This window comes from Streptomyces griseofuscus (assembly GCF_014673495.1).
In the GTDB taxonomy this organism is placed as follows: Bacteria; Actinomycetota; Actinomycetes; order Streptomycetales; family Streptomycetaceae; genus Streptomyces; species Streptomyces murinus.
On record NZ_CP051006.1, the window covers coordinates 1,978,724 to 1,995,991 of the forward strand.

General features: G+C 72.5%; 16 protein-coding genes. 12 read left to right on the forward strand and 4 right to left on the reverse strand.

What is annotated here, in order from left to right:
- Positions 1-8: 8 nt before the first annotated feature.
- Entirely contained in the window at positions 9-1,259 is a 1,251-nt protein-coding gene (locus HEP81_RS08750) for an MFS transporter (protein ID WP_037661423.1), read from the reverse strand.
- A gap of 186 nt (positions 1,260-1,445) precedes the next feature.
- Between HEP81_RS08750 and panB the strand changes: the two genes are divergently transcribed.
- From panB to HEP81_RS08800, 10 genes are all read left to right on the forward strand, one after another.
- On the forward strand, positions 1,446-2,294 hold the full coding sequence (gene panB, locus HEP81_RS08755) for a 3-methyl-2-oxobutanoate hydroxymethyltransferase (RefSeq protein WP_037661426.1): 849 nt from the start codon (positions 1,446-1,448) through the stop codon (positions 2,292-2,294).
- Between the two features lie 124 nt (positions 2,295-2,418).
- A complete protein-coding gene (locus tag HEP81_RS08760) occupies positions 2,419-3,897 on the forward strand; it encodes an aldehyde dehydrogenase family protein (protein WP_051850530.1) in 1,479 nt (492 codons plus the stop codon).
- Entirely contained in the window at positions 3,894-4,961 is a 1,068-nt protein-coding gene (locus HEP81_RS08765) for an alcohol dehydrogenase catalytic domain-containing protein (RefSeq protein WP_051850531.1), read from the forward strand. Before HEP81_RS08760 ends, HEP81_RS08765 begins: the two co-directional genes overlap by 4 nt.
- Positions 4,961-6,094 carry a serine hydrolase domain-containing protein gene (locus tag HEP81_RS08770; RefSeq protein WP_037661428.1) on the forward strand — a complete coding sequence of 378 codons (1,134 nt, stop codon included), beginning with the start codon at positions 4,961-4,963 and terminating at the stop codon, positions 6,092-6,094. Before HEP81_RS08765 ends, HEP81_RS08770 begins: the two co-directional genes overlap by 1 nt.
- Positions 6,091-6,708 (forward strand): dTMP kinase, encoded by a 618-nt coding sequence (locus tag HEP81_RS08775; RefSeq protein ID WP_037661430.1) that lies wholly within the window; start codon positions 6,091-6,093, stop codon positions 6,706-6,708. The genes HEP81_RS08770 and HEP81_RS08775 overlap by 4 nt, the downstream gene beginning before the upstream one ends.
- Positions 6,705-7,580 (forward strand): pantoate--beta-alanine ligase, encoded by an 876-nt coding sequence (panC, locus tag HEP81_RS08780; protein ID WP_037661431.1) that lies wholly within the window; start codon positions 6,705-6,707, stop codon positions 7,578-7,580. The genes HEP81_RS08775 and panC overlap by 4 nt, the downstream gene beginning before the upstream one ends.
- Positions 7,573-8,919, forward strand: a complete 1,347-nt coding sequence (locus HEP81_RS08785) for an aminotransferase class III-fold pyridoxal phosphate-dependent enzyme (RefSeq protein ID WP_037661432.1) — start codon at positions 7,573-7,575, stop codon at positions 8,917-8,919. Before panC ends, HEP81_RS08785 begins: the two co-directional genes overlap by 8 nt.
- A complete protein-coding gene (locus tag HEP81_RS08790) occupies positions 8,916-9,692 on the forward strand; it encodes a hypothetical protein (protein ID WP_037661434.1) in 777 nt (258 codons plus the stop codon). Before HEP81_RS08785 ends, HEP81_RS08790 begins: the two co-directional genes overlap by 4 nt.
- Positions 9,679-10,719, forward strand: coding sequence for a TauD/TfdA family dioxygenase (locus HEP81_RS08795; RefSeq protein WP_051850532.1), 1,041 nt, complete (start codon positions 9,679-9,681; stop codon positions 10,717-10,719). The genes HEP81_RS08790 and HEP81_RS08795 overlap by 14 nt, the downstream gene beginning before the upstream one ends.
- Complete coding sequence (locus tag HEP81_RS08800; RefSeq protein WP_037661436.1) at positions 10,706-11,635, forward strand: 2-hydroxyacid dehydrogenase; 930 nt, start codon at positions 10,706-10,708, stop codon at positions 11,633-11,635. Before HEP81_RS08795 ends, HEP81_RS08800 begins: the two co-directional genes overlap by 14 nt.
- A gap of 20 nt (positions 11,636-11,655) precedes the next feature.
- On the opposite strand, the gene HEP81_RS08805 is transcribed toward HEP81_RS08800, so the two are convergent.
- Genes HEP81_RS08805 through HEP81_RS08815 form a run of 3 tightly spaced genes read right to left on the reverse strand, consistent with a single transcriptional unit; the run spans position 11,656 to position 13,665 of the window.
- A complete protein-coding gene (locus tag HEP81_RS08805) occupies positions 11,656-12,570 on the reverse strand; it encodes an ArsR/SmtB family transcription factor (RefSeq protein WP_037661438.1) in 915 nt (304 codons plus the stop codon).
- A 28-nt stretch (positions 12,571-12,598) separates the two neighbouring features.
- Positions 12,599-12,880 (reverse strand): PqqD family protein, encoded by a 282-nt coding sequence (locus HEP81_RS08810; protein WP_037661441.1) that lies wholly within the window; start codon positions 12,878-12,880, stop codon positions 12,599-12,601.
- On the reverse strand, positions 12,877-13,665 hold the full coding sequence (locus HEP81_RS08815) for a hypothetical protein (RefSeq protein WP_037661444.1): 789 nt from the start codon (positions 13,663-13,665) through the stop codon (positions 12,877-12,879). Before HEP81_RS08815 ends, HEP81_RS08810 begins: the two co-directional genes overlap by 4 nt.
- Before the next feature lie 414 nt (positions 13,666-14,079).
- Here HEP81_RS08815 and asnB point away from each other — a divergent pair, with 414 nt between their 5' ends.
- Positions 14,080-16,242, forward strand: coding sequence for an asparagine synthase (glutamine-hydrolyzing) (asnB, locus tag HEP81_RS08820; RefSeq protein WP_051850533.1), 2,163 nt, complete (start codon positions 14,080-14,082; stop codon positions 16,240-16,242).
- Positions 16,242-17,267 carry a diiron oxygenase gene (locus HEP81_RS08825; protein WP_051850534.1) on the forward strand — a complete coding sequence of 342 codons (1,026 nt, stop codon included), beginning with the start codon at positions 16,242-16,244 and terminating at the stop codon, positions 17,265-17,267. Before asnB ends, HEP81_RS08825 begins: the two co-directional genes overlap by 1 nt.
- Position 17,268 lies beyond the last annotated feature (1 nt).

Genomic DNA, 17,268 nt, shown 5'->3' on the forward strand with positions numbered 1-17,268 from the left:
CCCGCCCCTCAGGCCAGCACCCGCATCCGCCGTACCGGTCCCGCCCACAGGGCCAGTGGCGCCAGCAGAGCCACCGCGCCGACCAGCCACAGGGCGTCGCGCGTGCCGAGCGCCGCGGCCGCCGTACCCGCGAGGAGCGAGCCGACCGGCACCGCGCCCCAGGAGACGAACCGCACGGTGGCCATCACCCGGGGCAGCAGCACCGGCGGGGTCACGCTCTGGCGGTGCGTGCGGGTGAGGATGCTCAGCACCACGACACCCATGGTGAAGACGGTGTTACCGAGGCCGAACAGCAGCAGCCCCCAGCCGCCGGAGCTGAGCGGCAGCAGCACCAGGGCCACCGCCCCGACCGATGCGGCCCAGCGGATCGCCCGCGCGCTGCCGAGGCGGGCGGCCAGGCGCGGGGTCAGGGCCGCGCCGACCAGGCTGCCCAGCCCGTCCGTCGCCATGACCACACCGACCAGACCGACGGGTGTGCCCAGCGTGCGCACCAGATACAGCGGGGTGAGCGCGATCAGCGTGCCGCAGACGAAGTTCACCAGCGTCGCGGCCGTCACACACGGCCGGATCACCGGGTGCCGGGCGACATGGCGCCAGCCCTCCGAGATCTGCGCCCAGGGCGAACCGGTCGCCGCCGGGGCCCGCTTGTCCTTCGGGCGGGGCACGGTCCACAGGATCACGCCGGAGACGACATAGCTGACGGCGTCGACCAGGAGGCTGGTCGCGGCGCCGCAGAACTGCACGAGCACACCGCCGAGGGAGGGGGCGCCGAGCTGGGTCGCGGCGCTGGAACCCGACAACAGGCTGTTGCGCGCGGTCAGTTCTTCCTTGCTCACGATGCTGGGCAGGAAGCTGGAGTTGCCCACGTCGAAGACGACACCGGCGAGGCCGATCACCAGGGTGACGAGGACGAGCTGCCACAGCTGGAGGATCCCGAGCGCCGCGGCGAGCGGCACCCAGGCCATCGCCGCCGCCCGGATCAGGTCCATGGCGATCTGGGTGCCGCGCAACGGCAGCCGCTGCACGATGACTCCGGCGGGCAGCCCGATCGCCAGCCAGGCGACGAAACGCGCGGCGGGCAGCAGACTCACCTCGAACGCGCCGGCGTGCAGTGTCTCGATGGCCACCAGCGGCAGCGCCACGGTGGTCACGGCATCCCCGACACCACTGGCCGTCGAGGCGGTCCAGTACCGCCAGAACATGCCCGCTTTACCGGAGTTGCGGGTCTTTTCCTCGCTGCCCAGCTCGGCTTGAGCCATGGTCACCTCTCCCCCGAAGGCCCGCAGTGGACCAGATCGCCGCTGCCCCCGCAATAACGCGCGTCACATTCCGCGCCGGAGCGACAGACTGTTGTAGGCCAAGAATTGTGAGGTTACGATCACCCACTGATCGATCTTGGTCTAGTGCTTGGTTCGGGCCGGGACGACGTCTCAGGGGGGAATGTCATGTCTGAAGCGCCGGCAAGCGAATCTCCCGCCGCGTTCGCGTGGCCGGCACACGGCCGGGTCCGGACGCCTCATCTGCTCGCGGCCAAGGCCGCGGGCCATCGCTGGGCCATGCTGACCAGCTACGACCAGTACACCGCCGCCCTCTTCGACGCCGCGGGCATTCCCGTGCTGCTGGTGGGTGACTCGGCGGCCAACAATGTGCTCGGCCATGACACCACGATCCCGGTCACGGTGGACGAACTGCTGCCGCTGGTACGGGCGGTGGCGCGTTCCGCACCCCGCTCCCTGGTCGTCGCCGACCTGCCCTTCGGCTCCTACGAGGAGGACGGGAGACAGGCCCTTCGCACCGCCGTCCGCTTCCTCAAGGAGGGCGGCTGCCAGGCCGTGAAGCTGGAGGGCGGACGGGACGTGGCGCCGCAGATCTCCCAACTCGTGCGTGCGGGCATCCCGGTGATGGCGCACATCGGGTTCACCCCGCAGAGCGAGCACCAGTTGGGCGGATACCGGGTCCAGGGCCGCGACGGCGGCGCCGAGGCGGTGCTGGCGGACGCCCGGGCCGTCGTGGACGCGGGCGCGTTCGCGGTCGTACTGGAGATGGTTCCCGCGCCGCTCGCGGGGCGGCTCACCGCCGAGCTGCCCGTGCCCACCATCGGCATCGGCGCCGGGCCCGACTGCGACGCCCAGGTCGCGATCTGGCAGGACATGGCCGGACTGCGCACGGGACGGCCCCTGAGATTCGTCCGGCGGTACGCCGACATGGCCGGAGAACTGGAACGCGCCGCACGGGATTTCGCCGCCGATGTGCAGGGCGGCGGGTTCCCGGGACCGGAGCACTCGTTCGAGTGACCGGTGGGTCCGCCGAGCGTCGGCGGACGACAGCCGAGGGAGGGCACGGCACGGCCGACTCCCCAGCGGGCGCACCCGAACGGGTCGGCCGACCGTGTGACGCACAGATGATTCGAGGAACATCATGTCCGTAGTCGCCCATCCCACCGACGAGCCGAACCCGGGACGCCCCGGCGCTCCGGCACCGGAACCGCCACCGGTCCGCCCGGGTGTCTTCGAGAACGGGAGCTGGCGGCACGGCGAACTGCTCCACGAGGTACGGAGCCCCTACGACGGCCGGCTCGTGGCCACCGTCAGCCATGCCTCGGCGCGCGAGGTGCCGCGCGGGCGGGGACCCGTACGGGCTCTGGCCGCCGCCGATCGCGCCCGCGTGCTGCGCGACTGCGCCGAGGGGTTCGAGGCCCGCAGGGCGGAGATGGCCGCGGCCGTCTCCGCCGAGATCGGCATGCCGGTGACGGACGCGGAGAAGGAGGTCGACCGCGCGGTCCGCTGGCTCCAGCTGGCGGCGGAGGCGGTGCACCACCTCGACGGCACCTCGACCCGGCTGTCCGGGCCCGGGGGCGACCGGCTGGCCGTGACCACGCCGCAGCCGTACCGCCGGGTCCTGGCGATCACGCCGTACAACCGCCCGCTGGCCCAGCTGATCGTGAAGGTGGCCCCGGCGATGCTGGCGGGCGCGCCGATCACCCTCAAGCCGTCCGAACGGGCCGGTGCGAGCGCGGCGCTGGCCGTCGAGATCCTGCTCGACTGCGGCTATCCGCCCGAGTACCTCTCGCTGTGGACCGGCGGTCCGGACGTCGCCCGGGCGCTGCTCGCGGATCCCGCGACGGACTTCGTGGCGTTCACCGGCGGCACGCGCGGCGCCAACGCCGTCGCCGCGACGGCCGGACCGCGGCCCGGCTGCTACGAGTTGGGCGATGTGGGCGCCCTGGTGGTGTGCGCCGACGCCGATCTGCCGGCCGCCGCCCGCGCGGCCGCCCAGGGCGCGTTCGGCAACGCGGGCCAGTCCTGCCGGGGGGTCAAGCGCATCCTGGCCGCGCACGAGGTGGCCGAGGAATTCGCCGGGCTGCTGGTCGAGGAGAGCGCGGCCTGGCGGGTGGGCGACCCCGCCGAGCGCGACACCCGGATCGGCACGCTCATCGACGCGGACGCGGTGGCCCGGGTGCGCTCGGCGGTGGAGGCCGCGGTCCGCGGCGGCGCCGAGGTCATGACGGGCGGCGAGTACCGGGGCGCCCAGTGCTGGCCCACCGTCCTCAACAAGGTCGATCCGGGAGCCCGGTTGGTGACCGAGGAGTTCCTCGCGCCGCTGGCCCCCGTGATCGCCCTGACGGACCGCGCGCTGGACGACCTCCCCGACAGCTACCCAGGCGGCCTCCAGGTCGGTGTCTTCACCCGCGACCTGGACCGTGCCATGAACCTCGCCCAGCGGCTGCCGGTCGGCACGGTCGTCCTCAACGACGGCCCGCAGTACGACCATCCGCTGGCCCCCTTCGGCGGAGTGGGGCACAGCGGCCATGGCCGGGAGGGCGTGCTGTCGTCGGCGCGCAACATGTGCTTCGCCAAGACGATCGTGTTCCCCGCCCCGACCGAAGGACCTCGATGACCACCGGTGTCACCATCAATCTGCGCGCCGACGGCGGTCTGGAGCGGCGCGAGCACCCCCTGCTGCCGCCGCGTCCCGGCGGGGCGCTGCTCGCCGTCGAGCGGGCGAACGTCTGCGGCAGCGACGTCCATCTGTGGCGCGGCGGACATCCGACGCTGCACGACTGCGTGCTCGGACACGAGTTCGTTGGCCGGGTCGTGGACACCGGGGGCGGGCCGCTGTACGACGCGCGGGGCGAGCGGCTGGCCGAGGGCGACCGGCTCGTCTGCTCGTACTTCCGGGTGTGCGGCAGCTGCGCGATGTGCCGGATCGGCCGCATGAACCTCTGCGAAGCGGCCTACGCCTCCTGGGGCCGCTCCAGCCTCGAACAGCCGCATTTCCGGGGCGCGTTCGCGAGTCACTACCACCTGCACCCGGAACAGTTCACGGTCAAGGTGCCCGAGGAGCTGCCCAGTTCGCTCGCGGCCCTCGCCAACTGCGCGCTGGCGCAGGGACTGGCGGTCGTGGACCGGATCCGCGCGGATGTGCTGGCGGGTCCGTGCCTGGTGATCGGGGCCGGCGCGCTCGGTCTGTCGGTGGTCGCGGGCGCGCCGAAGGATACGTCCTGGGACGTGTACGACCGGATCGCCGGGCGGTGTGCGAACGCCGGGCTGTTCCCGAACGCCCGGACGCTGGACGCGCTGCCCCCGGCGGGCGGGACGCTCGACGGGAACTACGACGTCGTGGTGGTCGCGGCCGGCACACCGGAGGCGTTCGAGACCGCCCTGGAGCAGGTGCGGCCGGGCGGCCAGATCGTGATGATGGGCATCATCAACACCCGGGACACCGATGTCGTCGCCATCCGCCCCGGGGTGCTGACCCGCAAGGGCGTCACCGTCTCCAGCGCCATCCGCTACGGCGTCCCCCAGCTGACGGCCGCCGTCGATCTGCTCCGCGGTGACACCCCGCTGCGGCGGCTGCCGCTCGCGGAGTTCACGCTGGACGCGGTCACCGAAGCGCTGGCCGCCGCCGAGCGCTGCGACAGCGGCCGTGTCAGCCTCGTACCGAACGGGGAACTCCATTGATGCGCACGGCACTTGAGGCCCTGGCCCGGGACTGCGGGGACGCGCTGACCGCCGAGCTGGAGGCCGGCCGGATCGGGGGCGGCGCGGCCTGTCTGCGCGATGTCGCCGCCGGTGAGCAGCACACGGTGTTCGTGGGCCGCAACGCCCCGGCCGGGCCACCGGTGTCCCTGGACAGCGTCGTGCGCCTGTACTCGATGACCAAGGTGATGCTCGCGACGCTCACCCTCCGTCTGATCGACGCGGGCCGGCTCCCCGGGCTCGACATGCGGGTCGCGGAACTCGCCGCCGGGCTCGACGGCGTCCGGGTGCCGGCCGCCATGACCCTGCGGCAACTGCTGACCATGTCCTCCGGCCTCGCCGGCTCGAAGGAGCACGAACGGATGCAGCGGGTGTACCGGGCGGCGGGTGTTCTGCCGTACGACTACACCGAACGCGGGTACGCCACCGACGAGACCGACTTCCTGCGGCGGATATTCGGCTGCGAACCGTCCGCCGCGCCCGGTACCCAGTGGGAGTACGGCCGCTCGGCGGACGTCGCCGGACTGCTGCTCCAGCACCACCTCGGCACACCGCTGGACGCCCTGTTCCGCACCTGTGTCTTCGAGCCGCTCGGGATGACGTCGAGCGGGTTCTTCCTGCCGCCGGGCCTGCCGCCGGACGTGGTGCTCCAGCCGCCGTTCGATCCGCCGACCGGTGAGGCGCTGGCCGATGTGCGGCGCACGAGCGGATTCCGGTCCGCGGGCAGCGGGGGCCTGGCGAGCCTGCGGGACTATCTGGCCTTCCTCCAGGCAGTGTTCTTCCCCGCACCGGATTCCGGCTTCCTCAGCGCGTCCGCGCGCGCGGAACTGCTGACGGACCAGATATCCGGGCTGCACGACACCGGGCCCGACTACATTCCCGGGCCCGGCTGGGGATTCGGGCTGAATTTCAAGATCTCGCCCCGAAACTGCGGACCCGGCAACGCCCGCCGCGTCGCCTGGCTCGGCCGGGCGGGCACCAGTTTCCTCGTCGATCTGGAGAAAGAGTTGATCCTGCTGTTCGCCGCGCCCTCCTACGGTCAGACCAGAATCCTCCAGGCGAAATTCACGGAACTCGCCGACCGGCGGCTGCCGCAGGTGGCGAGCGCCCGATGACCACACCCCCCATCGTCGCGTTCATCGGTCTGGACGGCGCCGGAAAGAGCACCCAGATCGAGATGCTGAAGGCCGCCTACGAGGCCCGCGGTCTGTCGGTGTTCGTGCATCCCAACCCGAGCCTCCAGGGGCTGTCGGCCCGGCTGGACGAGGTCGCCGTGGAGCACGGGTACGACGACCGGTTCGCGATGCTCGGACCCGACACGCACAAGATCATGACGGCGGCCGTGAAGTGGATGGCGATGTCCTCGCTGGGCACCGCGCCCGAGGGCACCGATCTGATCATCGCGGACCGGTACGCGTACTGCCAGATCGCCGCCGCCGACGCGCTGGGCGCGAGCAACCGCTGGCTGATCGAGGGCCTGTTCCGGGGGCTGCCCGAGCCGACGCTCACCCTGTTCATGGACCTCGACCCGGCGCTGTCCGTGGCCCGGGTCAAGGCGCGGGACCCGCAGGAGTGGATCGACCACGGCTTCCTCACCCGGATGCGGGCCGCGTACGCCGCGCTCCCGCAGGCGTCGGCGTGGACGTGGATCGACGCGGACGCGACGTTCGAGGAGGTGCACCGGCGCGTGCTCGCGGCGGTCGAGGCGAAGCTGGGGGAGGCGCGATGAAGGTCGTCACCACGGCCCGGGAACTGGCCGCCGAGTGGGAGGCCGGGCGCCGCGCGGGCGCCGTCATCGGCTATGTGCCCACCATGGGAGCGCTGCACGAGGGACATCTGAGCCTGGTCGACCTGGCCCGCGCGGAGTGCGACCTGGTCATCTGTAGCATCTTCGTCAACCCGCTCCAGTTCGGCCCGGACGAGGACTTCGAGTCGTATCCGCGGCCCGTGGAACGCGACCTCGAACTCCTGACGGCCCGGGGCACCGATGTCGCGTTCCTGCCGAGCTGGACGGAGATCTTCCCCGGCGGCGAGCGGGTGCTCGACGACTTCGGCACCCATGTCTCGGTGCCCCGGCTGAGCCACCAGCTGTGCGGACGCTCGCGCGCGGGCCACTTCGACGGCATGGTCACCGAGAGCCTGCTCTTCCTGAACCTGGTACGGCCCGACCGTACGTACTGGGGCGAGAAGGACTTCCAGCAGCTGCGGATCATCGAGACGCTGGTCGCCGACATGCGGCTGCCGGTGACCGTGGTCCGGGGCGCCACCCGGCGCGAGCCCGACGGCCTCGCGATGTCCTCCCGCAACAAGAACCTCGACCCGGCGGCGCGCACCATAAGTCCCGCCCTGCGCAAGGGGCTTGAGGAGATGCGGGCCCAGGTGCTGGCCGGCGGACCGCTGCCCGCGGTGCTCGCGGCCGGCCGGGAGCGGCTCGGATCGCTGGGGTTCGAGGTGGAGTACCTGGTGGCCTGCGAGGAGGAGGCGCTGACCGAGGTGGCGGACGTGGACGGGCCGGTGCCGGTACGGCTGTTCGCCGCGGCGCGGCTCGGTGGCGTACGGCTGCTCGACAACATCCCGTTGAGCGGGGCGCACCATGGCTGAGCTGGCGACGGAACCGATCGTCTACTCCTTCACCGACCACCGTGTGTACCGGGAGGAGTCGCCGCTGGTCATCGCCGAGGGCGAGGGCATCCGCATCCGGGACACGGCCGGCAAGGAGTACATCGACGCGCTGTCCGGGCTGTGGCACGCCAACCTCGGCTTCTCCGACACGGAGCTGATCGAGGCCGCCACTTCGGCGTACCGCCGACTGCCCGCGTTCCCCTGCGCGTTGGGCCGGGGCAGCGCCGAAGCCGAGGCACTCGCCCATGAGTTGCTCGCCGCCGCCGAGGGGCGGTTCAGCTCGGTGTACTTCGCCGCCTCGGGATCCGAGGCCGTCGAGTCGGTGCTCAAGTTCCTGTGGCTGGCGAGCAACGCGGACGGGGCACCGGACCGGAAGCTGGTCGTCACCCGGGACTCCGGCTTCCACGGCACCACCCTCGGCGCCGCCTCGCTGGCCGGGATACCGAACCAGCACGCGGGGTTCGATCTGCCGCTGCCGTTCACCGTGCGGGTGCCCCGGGCGCACTACTACCGCGATCACCTCGACGGCGAGTCGCGCGCGGAGTACGTCGACCGGATCGTGCGGACCACCCGCAGCAGGATCGAGGAGGCAGGCCCGGAGAACGTGGCCGCCATGGTCGCCGAACCGGTCATGGCGGCGGGCGGGGTCCTGGTGCCGCCCGAGGAGTACTGGCCGGCGATGGACCGGCTGCTCACCGACCTCGGGATCCCGCTGGTGGCGGACGAGGTGGTGTGCGGGTTCGGGCGGCTCGGGCCGCTCTTCGGGCACCGGCGCTTCGGGCTGCGGCCCGCGGCGGTCACGGTGGCCAAGGGCATCACCGCCGGGTACGCCCCGCTGGGCGCGGTCCTGCTGGGCCCTGACCTGACCCGTTCGGTGGCCGGGGCGGCGGAGTCGTACGGCGTCCTCGGGCACGGTTCGACCTTCGGCGGCCACCCGGTCGCGGCGGCCGTCGCCCGCGCCAATCTGCGGGCCCTCGCCGAGCGCGGCATCGAGGCACGCGTCGCCGCGCTGGAGGCGTCGCTGCGCGCCTGCCTGGAGGGGCTGCTGGAGCTCCCCGTGGTCGGGGAGGTGCGGTGCGTGGGCGGGCTCGCGGCGGTGGAGCTGATGGCCGACGGGGCGAGTCGCCGGCCCTTCGACCCGGAGCGCCGCATCGGCCGACGGGTCGCCCGCAAGGCCCGTGAACTGGGGCTCATCGTCCGTGACTTGGGTGATGTGCTGGCTCTGTGTCCGCCGCTGATCACCGATGCGGGCGATGTCGCCGAGATCGTCTCGCGGCTGCGCGCCGCCATCACGGCCACCCTGAAGGAGGAGACATGACGCGACTCCCCGCCAAGGCCCATGCCTGGGACCTCGTCAGCGGCAGCTACTGGAACTCGGGCTACTACGGCGGCCCCGCCCCCGAACACGACGCCGTCTTCGCCGGGTTGATGCGGGCCGGTGCCCCGACCGCCGTGGTCGGCGCCAGTACCGTCTCCCTGTCCAGGGCCGCCCAGGACGCCGGGGCGGAGCTGCATGTGCTGGACTTCGCGCCCGGCATCCTGCGGGAGGCGGGCGAATGGCTCGGGCTGCCGGAGGAACGGCGGCACCTGGTGGATGTGACCGGGGAGCTGCCCGAGCGGCTGCGCGGCCGGTACCACCTGGTGGTCGCCGACCGACTGGTGAACCGGTTCAGCGCGGCCGACCTGCCCGGCGGACTGCGCGGGCTGCGGGATCTGGTGGCCGAGGGCGGGACGCTCGCCCTCACCGTCCGGTTCGGCTGGTACGACCGCGACCGGCAGATCCATGACGCGCTCACCCCGGCCGAGCAGCGGCTCTTCTGGCGGCCCGACGTCGGTGAGATCGACTACGCGGCACTGCCCGACCGGGACATCCCGCTGCCCACCTGGGGCGGCATCTCCGGCCAGGTCATGCGCGAGCACATCCGCGGCAGGGGGCGCGAGGCCCGCTTCCACCAGGACGAACTGCTCGCCGCGATCGCCGACCTGGGCGGCCTCGACCGTACGGACCTCGTCGAGGCCGCCAACGGCACCGCGCTCGTCGTACTCAGGAAAGCCGCCCTCCGGAAAGGTGAGCACCATGACCCTGCCTGACCCGCCGCAGGCGATCCGCACCGAGCCGATCACCGGCCCGACGGCGTGGCTGGCCGCGGAGCTGCCGGTGCCCGAGGGCGTCGTGCACGAACTCACCCCGGCGCACCTGGACGAGATCGCGGCCCTCACCAAGGCGTTGCGCACCGAACCGCTCCCCCTCCTCGCGGACCGCGAGCCCTGGCGGGAGCTGGCCCGCCGGACCATGCCCCTGCTCTCCGAACTGGCGCACTCGACGGCGCACCGCACCGAGACCCATATCGGTACGGCGGTGCTCCGGGGCCTTCCGGTGGCCGACCTGGCGCCGGACGAGATCCGCGGCCTCTACCGGGCGCTGGGCGCCGTGATGGGCACCGCCGTCTCGCAGAACACCCGGGGCGAGTACATCGCGGACGTCCGCGACTACGGCAACGGCGGCCTGGACAACAGCACGGTGCGCGGCCACCAGACGACGTCCGCGCTGCGCTTCCACTCGGACGACGGCGACCTCGCGCTGCTGCTGTGCGTACGGCCCGCCGCGGACGGCGGCACCTCGCTGATCGCCAGCGCCATGACGATCTACAACGAACTGCTGCGCCGGGCTCCGCACTTGCTGGGGCTCTACTACAACGGGTTCGTCTACGAGAACCGCGACGAGGAGGACCCGCCGGCCTACCGCAACGCCGTCTTCGGCTACTACCACGGCCAGTTGACGTGCCGCTACTTCCTCCGCGACTACGTCGACTCCTCCCCCGCCGTGACGCATGTACCGGTGAGCGATCTGGAGCGCCACGCCCTCGATCTGTTCGAGGCGCTCGCGGCGCGGCCGGGCGCCGCGACCGAGTACGCGCTGCGCGCCGGGGACCTCCAGCTGGTCAACAACAACATCGTGGTCCACGCGCGCCGTTCGTTCAGCGACGGCACCGGGGGCGCGGGCGGGGGACGGCTGCTGCTGCGGCAGTGGGTCAACCTGGACGGGGGACGGCAGTTCCCGACGACGCTGTGCCGCCATCGCTACGGCATGCGGAAGAAGCCCGATGTCCGCGACTGAGCGCCGGCTGCTGCTCACCGCCCGGCTCCCCGGGCTCCCGGACGCGCTGCCCGCGAACCTGATCCCGGCCCGCTGGCCCGGTGGCGACCGCGGGAGTCTGCTGCGGGCGGTGGCCGGGAGCACGGCACTGCTGGTGACCGCCAACGAGCCGGTGGACGAGGACCTGATCCGGGCGGCGGGCCCCGGCCTGCGGGTGGTCGGCACGTACTCCACCGGCGTCGACCACATCGAGGTGGAAGCCTGCCGGCGCGCGGGGATCCAGGTCGTCACGGCGGCCGGCGCCCTCGCCCCCGCCGTCGCGGAGCACACCCTGGGCCTGCTGCTGGCCTGCGCCCGGCGGATCGTGGAGGCGGACCGGTTCGTCCGCTCCGGCGCCGACTGGCGCTGGGAGGCCGATGCCTTCCTCGGCGCCCAGTTGCACGGCCGCCGCCTCGGCATTCTGGGCCTGGGCGCCATCGGCACCGAGGTGGCCCGCCGCGCCGCGGCCTTCGGCATGGAGGTCCACGCCCTCCCCCACCGCCCCGGCACACCGCTCCCCCCAGGGATGATCCCCCACCGGGACCTGGTCGGTCTGATGCGGGTGAGCGACTTCCTGACCCTGCATGTCCCCCTCACCCCCGAGACCGACCATCTGATCGACAAAGCCCTGCTCACCGAGCTGCCCCCCGGCGCCATCGTGGTCAACACCTCCCGCGGCCGGGTCCTGGACCAGTCCGCCCTCCTCGAACTCCTGGCCGCGGGCCATCTCGCGGGCGCCGCCCTGGACGTCTACGAGGACGAACCGCATGTACCGCCCGAGCTGCGCCGGCACCCTCGTACCGTCCTCACCCCGCACATCGGCAGCGCGACGACGGCGGCCCGCCGGACCATGACGGCGGCGGTGCTGCGGAGAATAGGGGCGGCGCTGGAGGGGTGAGCGGCCCCGCGCCAGCCCCCTCAGTCCCCCAACTGCTCCAGCAACGCGAAGCCGCTCCGGTCCAGTTGATAGAACACCTGTCCGCCGAGCCGCCTGCGCCACACCACGCCCGTCTCGGTCAGGACTCCCAGGTGCTGGGAGACCGTGCTCTTCGCGAGGCCCAGGGAGTGGGCGAGGGCGGTGGTGGTGCGGGGGGCCTGGAGGGCGCGGATGACCTTGGCGCGGCCGGGGCCGATCAGCAGGGCGAGGCGGTCGGTGGGGGGTTCGGTGGGGCGGTCCGGTGTGACGGAGTGCAGGAAGCCGGTCGTCCTGGCCTGGTAGGACATGGCGGTGACCTGGGCGTCGGAGGTGAAGACGCGGGTCGCGGCGGAGAACATGCTGGGCACCAGGACCAGTCGGGAGCGCCGCACCTCACGGGTGAGGTCCAGGTGGTACGGCGCGGTCAGGCGCGGCCGCTGCCACAGCACCCGGCCCTCCAGTTCCGCCAGCATCGCCTCGGGCCCGTTGACGGCCAGGGTCCGGCCGCGGAAGAGGACCTCCTCCTCCAGGGAGGCGCGCAGGGCGGGCCAGTAGGGGTGCAGCGCGTGGTTCCAGTAGTCCTCGATCAGCGCGGCGGTCCGCTCGTCCCCGGCGCGCTCGAACCGTTCGCGCAGGAAGTCGAGTTCGTCCTGGAGGGAGGTGCGCGCGGGGTCGGGGACGTAGGCGTGCGCGTGGCGCAGGAACGGGGTGTCGCGGCGGTGGGCCAGCTGGACGACGGTGTCCATCAGCTTCGGCGGCACCGCGCGCCGGGCCCCCCGGACCCAGCCCGTGTACGGCGTGGGCACGGCCCCCCGGTAGCGCGCGAGGAGCGCGAGGCTGCCGAGGGTCTCCCACAGCGGGCTGAGGGCCAGCCGGATCGAGCGCAGGCTCTCCTCGTCGACGTCCAGGCGGATCATGAGGAGGAGGGCGGCGGCGCGAGGGGCGTCACCACTGGAAGATCCCGCTGTCGTCGTGGTCCCCGAGGAACTCCAGGACATCGGCGAGGGCTTCGGCGCGGTCGATGCCGTACTCCTCGGCGACCCCGTCGGCGATGTCGGTGACCGTGCGGGCGCCGTCGGCCAGCCGGTAGATCAGCTCGGCGGGTCCGTCCAGCAGCATCGCCTGGTCGCGGTACCCGAGCAGCAGCCCGTCGGGGACGCGGCGGATGCGGATGCCGAGGGTCCTGCGCGGGACGTCGAGGGGGCCGGGGCCCGGCAGGCCGCTCACGAGACCTCCACGCGCATGGCTATGTCCTGGCAGATCGTCAGCACCTGGTTGATCCAGGGCCGGGGGTCCTCGGGGTCGTAGTCCCGCATGGTCTCCAGGGCCCAGTAGTCCTCGAAGGAGAGGGCGTCGGGGCGGGCGGCCCGGAAGCGCTGGGGCCGCCACTTGGGCGCCTGGCTGCCGAACTGGCCGAGCCCTTCGAGCAGCGCGTCGACGCTGGAGCCGAGCGCGGCGCGCGCGGAGAGGGTGGCGCTCTCCAGGTTGCCGGACTTCATCTGGCCGAGCGCGTCCTCGACACAGTTGTCGGAGGCGCCGAGCGAGCGGGCGATCATGAAGGACCGGAAGGCGGACCCGGCCACCTGTGCGCGCCGGGCCTCGAACCACGGCTCGCCCGCGAGGATCACACAGCTGTCCAGGCGGCCGAGGGCCAGCTCCTCCCGGGCGGCCAGCACCCGGGCGGGCGCGACGCCCCGGTTGTACTCGTCCCGGGAGACCTTGGCGAGCATCTGGTCGTAGTGGCCGTCCAGCCAGTACGTCACCTCCCAGCGCCGCTCCCCCAGATAGAACGACTGGCTGCGCACCCGGGGCGGGTTGAGCGGCATGGTGATGCTCGACCCGTCCGCGAACTCCGGCTCCCGCTCGGTGACGACGTAGAAGTCGTAGTCGCTGCGCTCGTTGTGCCAGCCGTGTGCCACCGAGCCGACGAGACTGACCGCGAGGGTGTCCCCCGGGATCAGCCCGCGGTCCCGAAGGACCCGAAGCCACTGGCCGGATTCGTTCTCCTGCACCCGAACACCCCTCGTTTGCGACGCCGTTGCCAACCCCGAGACAGGGAGTGCGGTGATCATAGACCGGTGGACGGCACCCTGGCACGGTGCGGTGTTCGGTGGAAACCGAATCCGTAGGCCGCCCGGCCGTGCTCGGTTAGGGTGATCGCCAGCCGGGCTGAAGTGGCCGGAAACAGGCCGCAGCGTCCCGCTGAATTCTCCGGTGAACACACCGAGTTGCTGGAGGGAGGTGGGTCAGAATGCAGAAGTACAGCAAGCCGACGAAGAAGACCGTCAGCCAGGGCACCTCTTTGATGACTCTCGCCTGATCGAGCGAGCGCCCGAGACACGACAGCGGGCGGGGGCTTCGCACTCCGGAGCCCCCGCCTTCGCCCGGCTCACGCACGGCACCGGGCGGTGGCCGAGGAACAAGACATGTGTGGAATAGCAGGAATCGCCCGTCTGGGCAGCCGGACGCTCGGCGCCGGGACGGACGCCGTTCTCGACCGGCTGGCCGACATCCTCGACCACCGGGGTCCGGACGAGCGGGAGATCCTCCGCGACGACGCGGTCGGACTGGTCTTCACCCGCCTCGCGCTGGTCAACCCGGAGGACGGCAGCCAGCCCCTGGTCAGCGATGACGGCTCGCTCGTCCTGGTGGCCAACGGCGAGGTCTACAACCACCGGGAACTGGCCGCCGCGCTGCCCGGTGGGGCACGGATGCGGACCGGGTCGGACTGCGAGGTCCTGCTTCATCTCTACCGCCACCACGGGCTGGACTTCCTGCGCGACGTACGGGGCATGTTCGCCCTGATCCTGTGGGACCGGAACAGGAACCAACTCGTCCTGGCCCGTGACCGGTTCGGCATCAAGCCGCTCTACTACCACCGCGACGACGCGCGCATCGTGCTCTCCTCGGAGATCAAGGGACTGTTCGCCGACCCGGCGACCCCCCGCCGCTTCGACTGGGAACGGTCTCTCGCGACCCCCCTGCTGGCCGCCGCCGGCACCTTCAACGAGGCACCGCCGACCACCTGGTTCGAGGGCGTCGAACTGGTCCCCGCGGCCACCGTGGTGCGCCTCGACCTCGCCGACGGCCGGACCACGGAGCACCGTTACTGGGAGCTGCCCGAGGACGCCGACGAGGACGCCGACGCGGCGGAGTTGATCGGGCGGTACGGCGAGATCCTGGAGCACTCCGTGCAGGAGTGCGTCACCGCCGACACCGAGCTGGGGCTGTTCCTCTCCGGTGGCATCGACTCCTCCGCCGTCCTCGCCCTGGCCGGTGACCGGCGCGCGGGCATGCACACGTTCACCGCGCTCACCGGGGGCACCGCGGACAACGGGGACGCGGAGCACGCCGCCTGGATCGCGCGCGAACTGGGCGTGCCCAACCACCAGGTGGCGTTTCCGGCCGAGCTGACGCCGACGCCGGAGCAGTGGCTGCGGCTGCTGTGGCTCACCGAGACCCCGATGTGCGGTCCCGAGGTGTACTACAAGCACGAACTGCACCGCTTCGCGCGCGAGGCCCGGCCGGGACTGCGGGGCATGCTCCTCGGCGCGGCCAGCGACGAGTTCAACGGGGGCTACGCCCAGGACATGGGCGCCGAGGACTGGCCGTCGTTCCTGGACCTCCTCTCCCAGCTCGACCGCGGCACCCGCCTCGCGCGCCGCCCGGCCCTGCGGCACTGGTGGGCGCAGGAGCCCTGCTTCCTCGCCGCGAAGGCCCTCGACGGTCTGGAGCCGGACCCGGACCGGATCTACCGCGCCTATCTCAGGTCCGAGTACTGGCAGATCCAGCAGTACAACGTCTGGCACGAGGACCGTACGGCGGCCGGCAGCGGGGTCGAGGCCCGGGTGCCGTTCCTGGACCACCGTCTGGTCGAGCTGTGCGCACGGATCCCGGAGCGGCTGCGCCCCGAACTGCTGTGGAACAAGCGGATATTGCGGGAGGCGGTCGCCTCCCGGCTGCCGCGGCGGATCGCCGAGCGCCCCAAGGTCCCCTTCTTCTACGGAGAGGGCACGTACCACTCGTACCGGATGCTGGTCCGGCTGATGCGCGCGGACTCCGGCGCCCTCGTGGAACGGGCGCTCGCCGCCCCGGGGGCCGCGGACTTCATCGACGGGGACCGGGTGCGCGCCCATCTCGCCGAGATCGGCGAGGGCAGGACCGACGCGCCGTCCGTGGAGATGCTGATGCGCGTCCTGAACATGGGGCTGCTGGCGGAACTGGCCGTGAACGCGCCACGCCTGGAGGACACTTCGGCGGGCGCGGTGCTCCAGGAGATCACCGGCGGCGAGCCGGTGGCCGATACGGTGGCCGCCCGTCCCGAGCTGCCCGGCGACGCGGTTTTGGCGTTCGCGGAGAATGTGCTGCTGCTCACCGATCCCGCGGGTTCCGACTGGTACCTGATCAAGGACGGGGAGATCGAGTTCGTGCTCCAGGCGGGCTCGCCGACGCTCGCGGTGCTGCGGGCGGTCGACGGCAAGAGCGCGCTGGCCGAGCTGCTGGCTCCGGTGGGCGCGGAAGGGGACGAGGAGGCGCGCGCCGACCTGGGCAATCTGCTGGACCTCGGCTTCCTGGCCTGGACCGGCTGATGTACCGGGAGCGGGCGACCGAACCGCTCCTCGCGGCGCGGACGGGGCCGGAGGCGGGGCTGGAGCCGACCACCGAGTCAGGCGAGCCCGGCGGCTACACCGGTGGCTTCGGCCGCTGGGACCGCCTCGCCGGTGTCCGCAACCGGCCCCAACGGCCGTTCACGGAACCGGGATCGCTCTACTTCCCGCCCGAGCTGCACCCGGTCGCCCTGCACCCCCTGGTCACGGCCGGTGGCCCGGAGCAGGTGGAGTGGCTGCTGCTGCGCCGGCTCCACGACTACCTCGACTTCACCACCCAGCTCGAAGCCCTCGCGGTCATCCCGGTGGTGACCGCGATCAGCCGGGGCCGCTCGGGTCTGCGGCTGCCGGAGGCCATGCGGGCGGACGCGTTCAAGATCGTCACGGACGAGGCCTGGCATGCGCAGGTCTCGTACGACTTCGCGCGGCAGGTGGCGCGGGCGACCGGGGTGCCCGCCGAGCGGCCGGACGGCGGGGGCCCGCCCGCGTTCACGGAGCGCCTCGACGCCATCCGGGACCGGCTGCCGCACGAGCTGAGGGGAGTCGAGGCACTGCTCTTCGCGATCGTCAGCGAGACCCTGATCTCCGGGATCCTCGCGGAGATCCCCCGGGACGAGCGGCTGCCCGGGTCGCTGCGGGAGCACGTCCGCGACCATGCCGAGGACGAGGGGCGCCACCATGTCTACTTCCGCGCCGTGCTCCGCCATCTGTGGGCCGCACTGACACCGGCCGAGCGCGGGGCCGTCGGGCCGCAGGTCCCGGCGGCGATCCAGGCGTTCCTGGCGCCCGATCTCGCCCGAGCGGCCGAGGACCTGCGGGCGCTGGGACTGCCGGAGCGCAGCGTCGACCAGGTCCTCGCGGAATCCTGGCCCGCGGAAAAGATCGCGGCCGACATGGCGGGGGCCGCGCGTTCCCTCGTGCGCTATTTCGGCGAGGCGGGAGCACTGGACGATCCGGCCACCCGGGACTCCTTCGAGAGCGCCGGACTCCTCTGTTCCGACGGCTAGT

Bases quoted from the DNA above. Each gene is read 5' to 3' on its own strand.
- HEP81_RS08790 (WP_037661434.1), top strand. From the start codon at position 8,916: ATGACGCGACTCCCCGCCAAGGCCCATGCCTGGGACCTCGTCAGCGGC.
- HEP81_RS08800 (WP_037661436.1), top strand. From the start codon at position 10,706: ATGTCCGCGACTGAGCGCCGGCTGCTGCTCACCGCCCGGCTCCCCGGG.
- HEP81_RS08805 (WP_037661438.1), bottom strand. From the start codon at position 12,570: ATGATCCGCCTGGACGTCGACGAGGAGAGCCTGCGCTCGATCCGGCTG.
- panB (WP_037661426.1), top strand. From the start codon at position 1,446: ATGTCTGAAGCGCCGGCAAGCGAATCTCCCGCCGCGTTCGCGTGGCCG.
- HEP81_RS08825 (WP_051850534.1), top strand. From the start codon at position 16,242: ATGTACCGGGAGCGGGCGACCGAACCGCTCCTCGCGGCGCGGACGGGG.
- HEP81_RS08775 (WP_037661430.1), top strand. From the start codon at position 6,091: ATGACCACACCCCCCATCGTCGCGTTCATCGGTCTGGACGGCGCCGGA.
- HEP81_RS08750 (WP_037661423.1), bottom strand. From the start codon at position 1,259: ATGGCTCAAGCCGAGCTGGGCAGCGAGGAAAAGACCCGCAACTCCGGT.
- HEP81_RS08795 (WP_051850532.1), top strand. From the start codon at position 9,679: ATGACCCTGCCTGACCCGCCGCAGGCGATCCGCACCGAGCCGATCACC.
- HEP81_RS08760 (WP_051850530.1), top strand. From the start codon at position 2,419: ATGTCCGTAGTCGCCCATCCCACCGACGAGCCGAACCCGGGACGCCCC.
- HEP81_RS08785 (WP_037661432.1), top strand. From the start codon at position 7,573: ATGGCTGAGCTGGCGACGGAACCGATCGTCTACTCCTTCACCGACCAC.
- HEP81_RS08770 (WP_037661428.1), top strand. From the start codon at position 4,961: ATGCGCACGGCACTTGAGGCCCTGGCCCGGGACTGCGGGGACGCGCTG.
- asnB (WP_051850533.1), top strand. From the start codon at position 14,080: ATGTGTGGAATAGCAGGAATCGCCCGTCTGGGCAGCCGGACGCTCGGC.
- panC (WP_037661431.1), top strand. From the start codon at position 6,705: ATGAAGGTCGTCACCACGGCCCGGGAACTGGCCGCCGAGTGGGAGGCC.
- HEP81_RS08765 (WP_051850531.1), top strand. From the start codon at position 3,894: ATGACCACCGGTGTCACCATCAATCTGCGCGCCGACGGCGGTCTGGAG.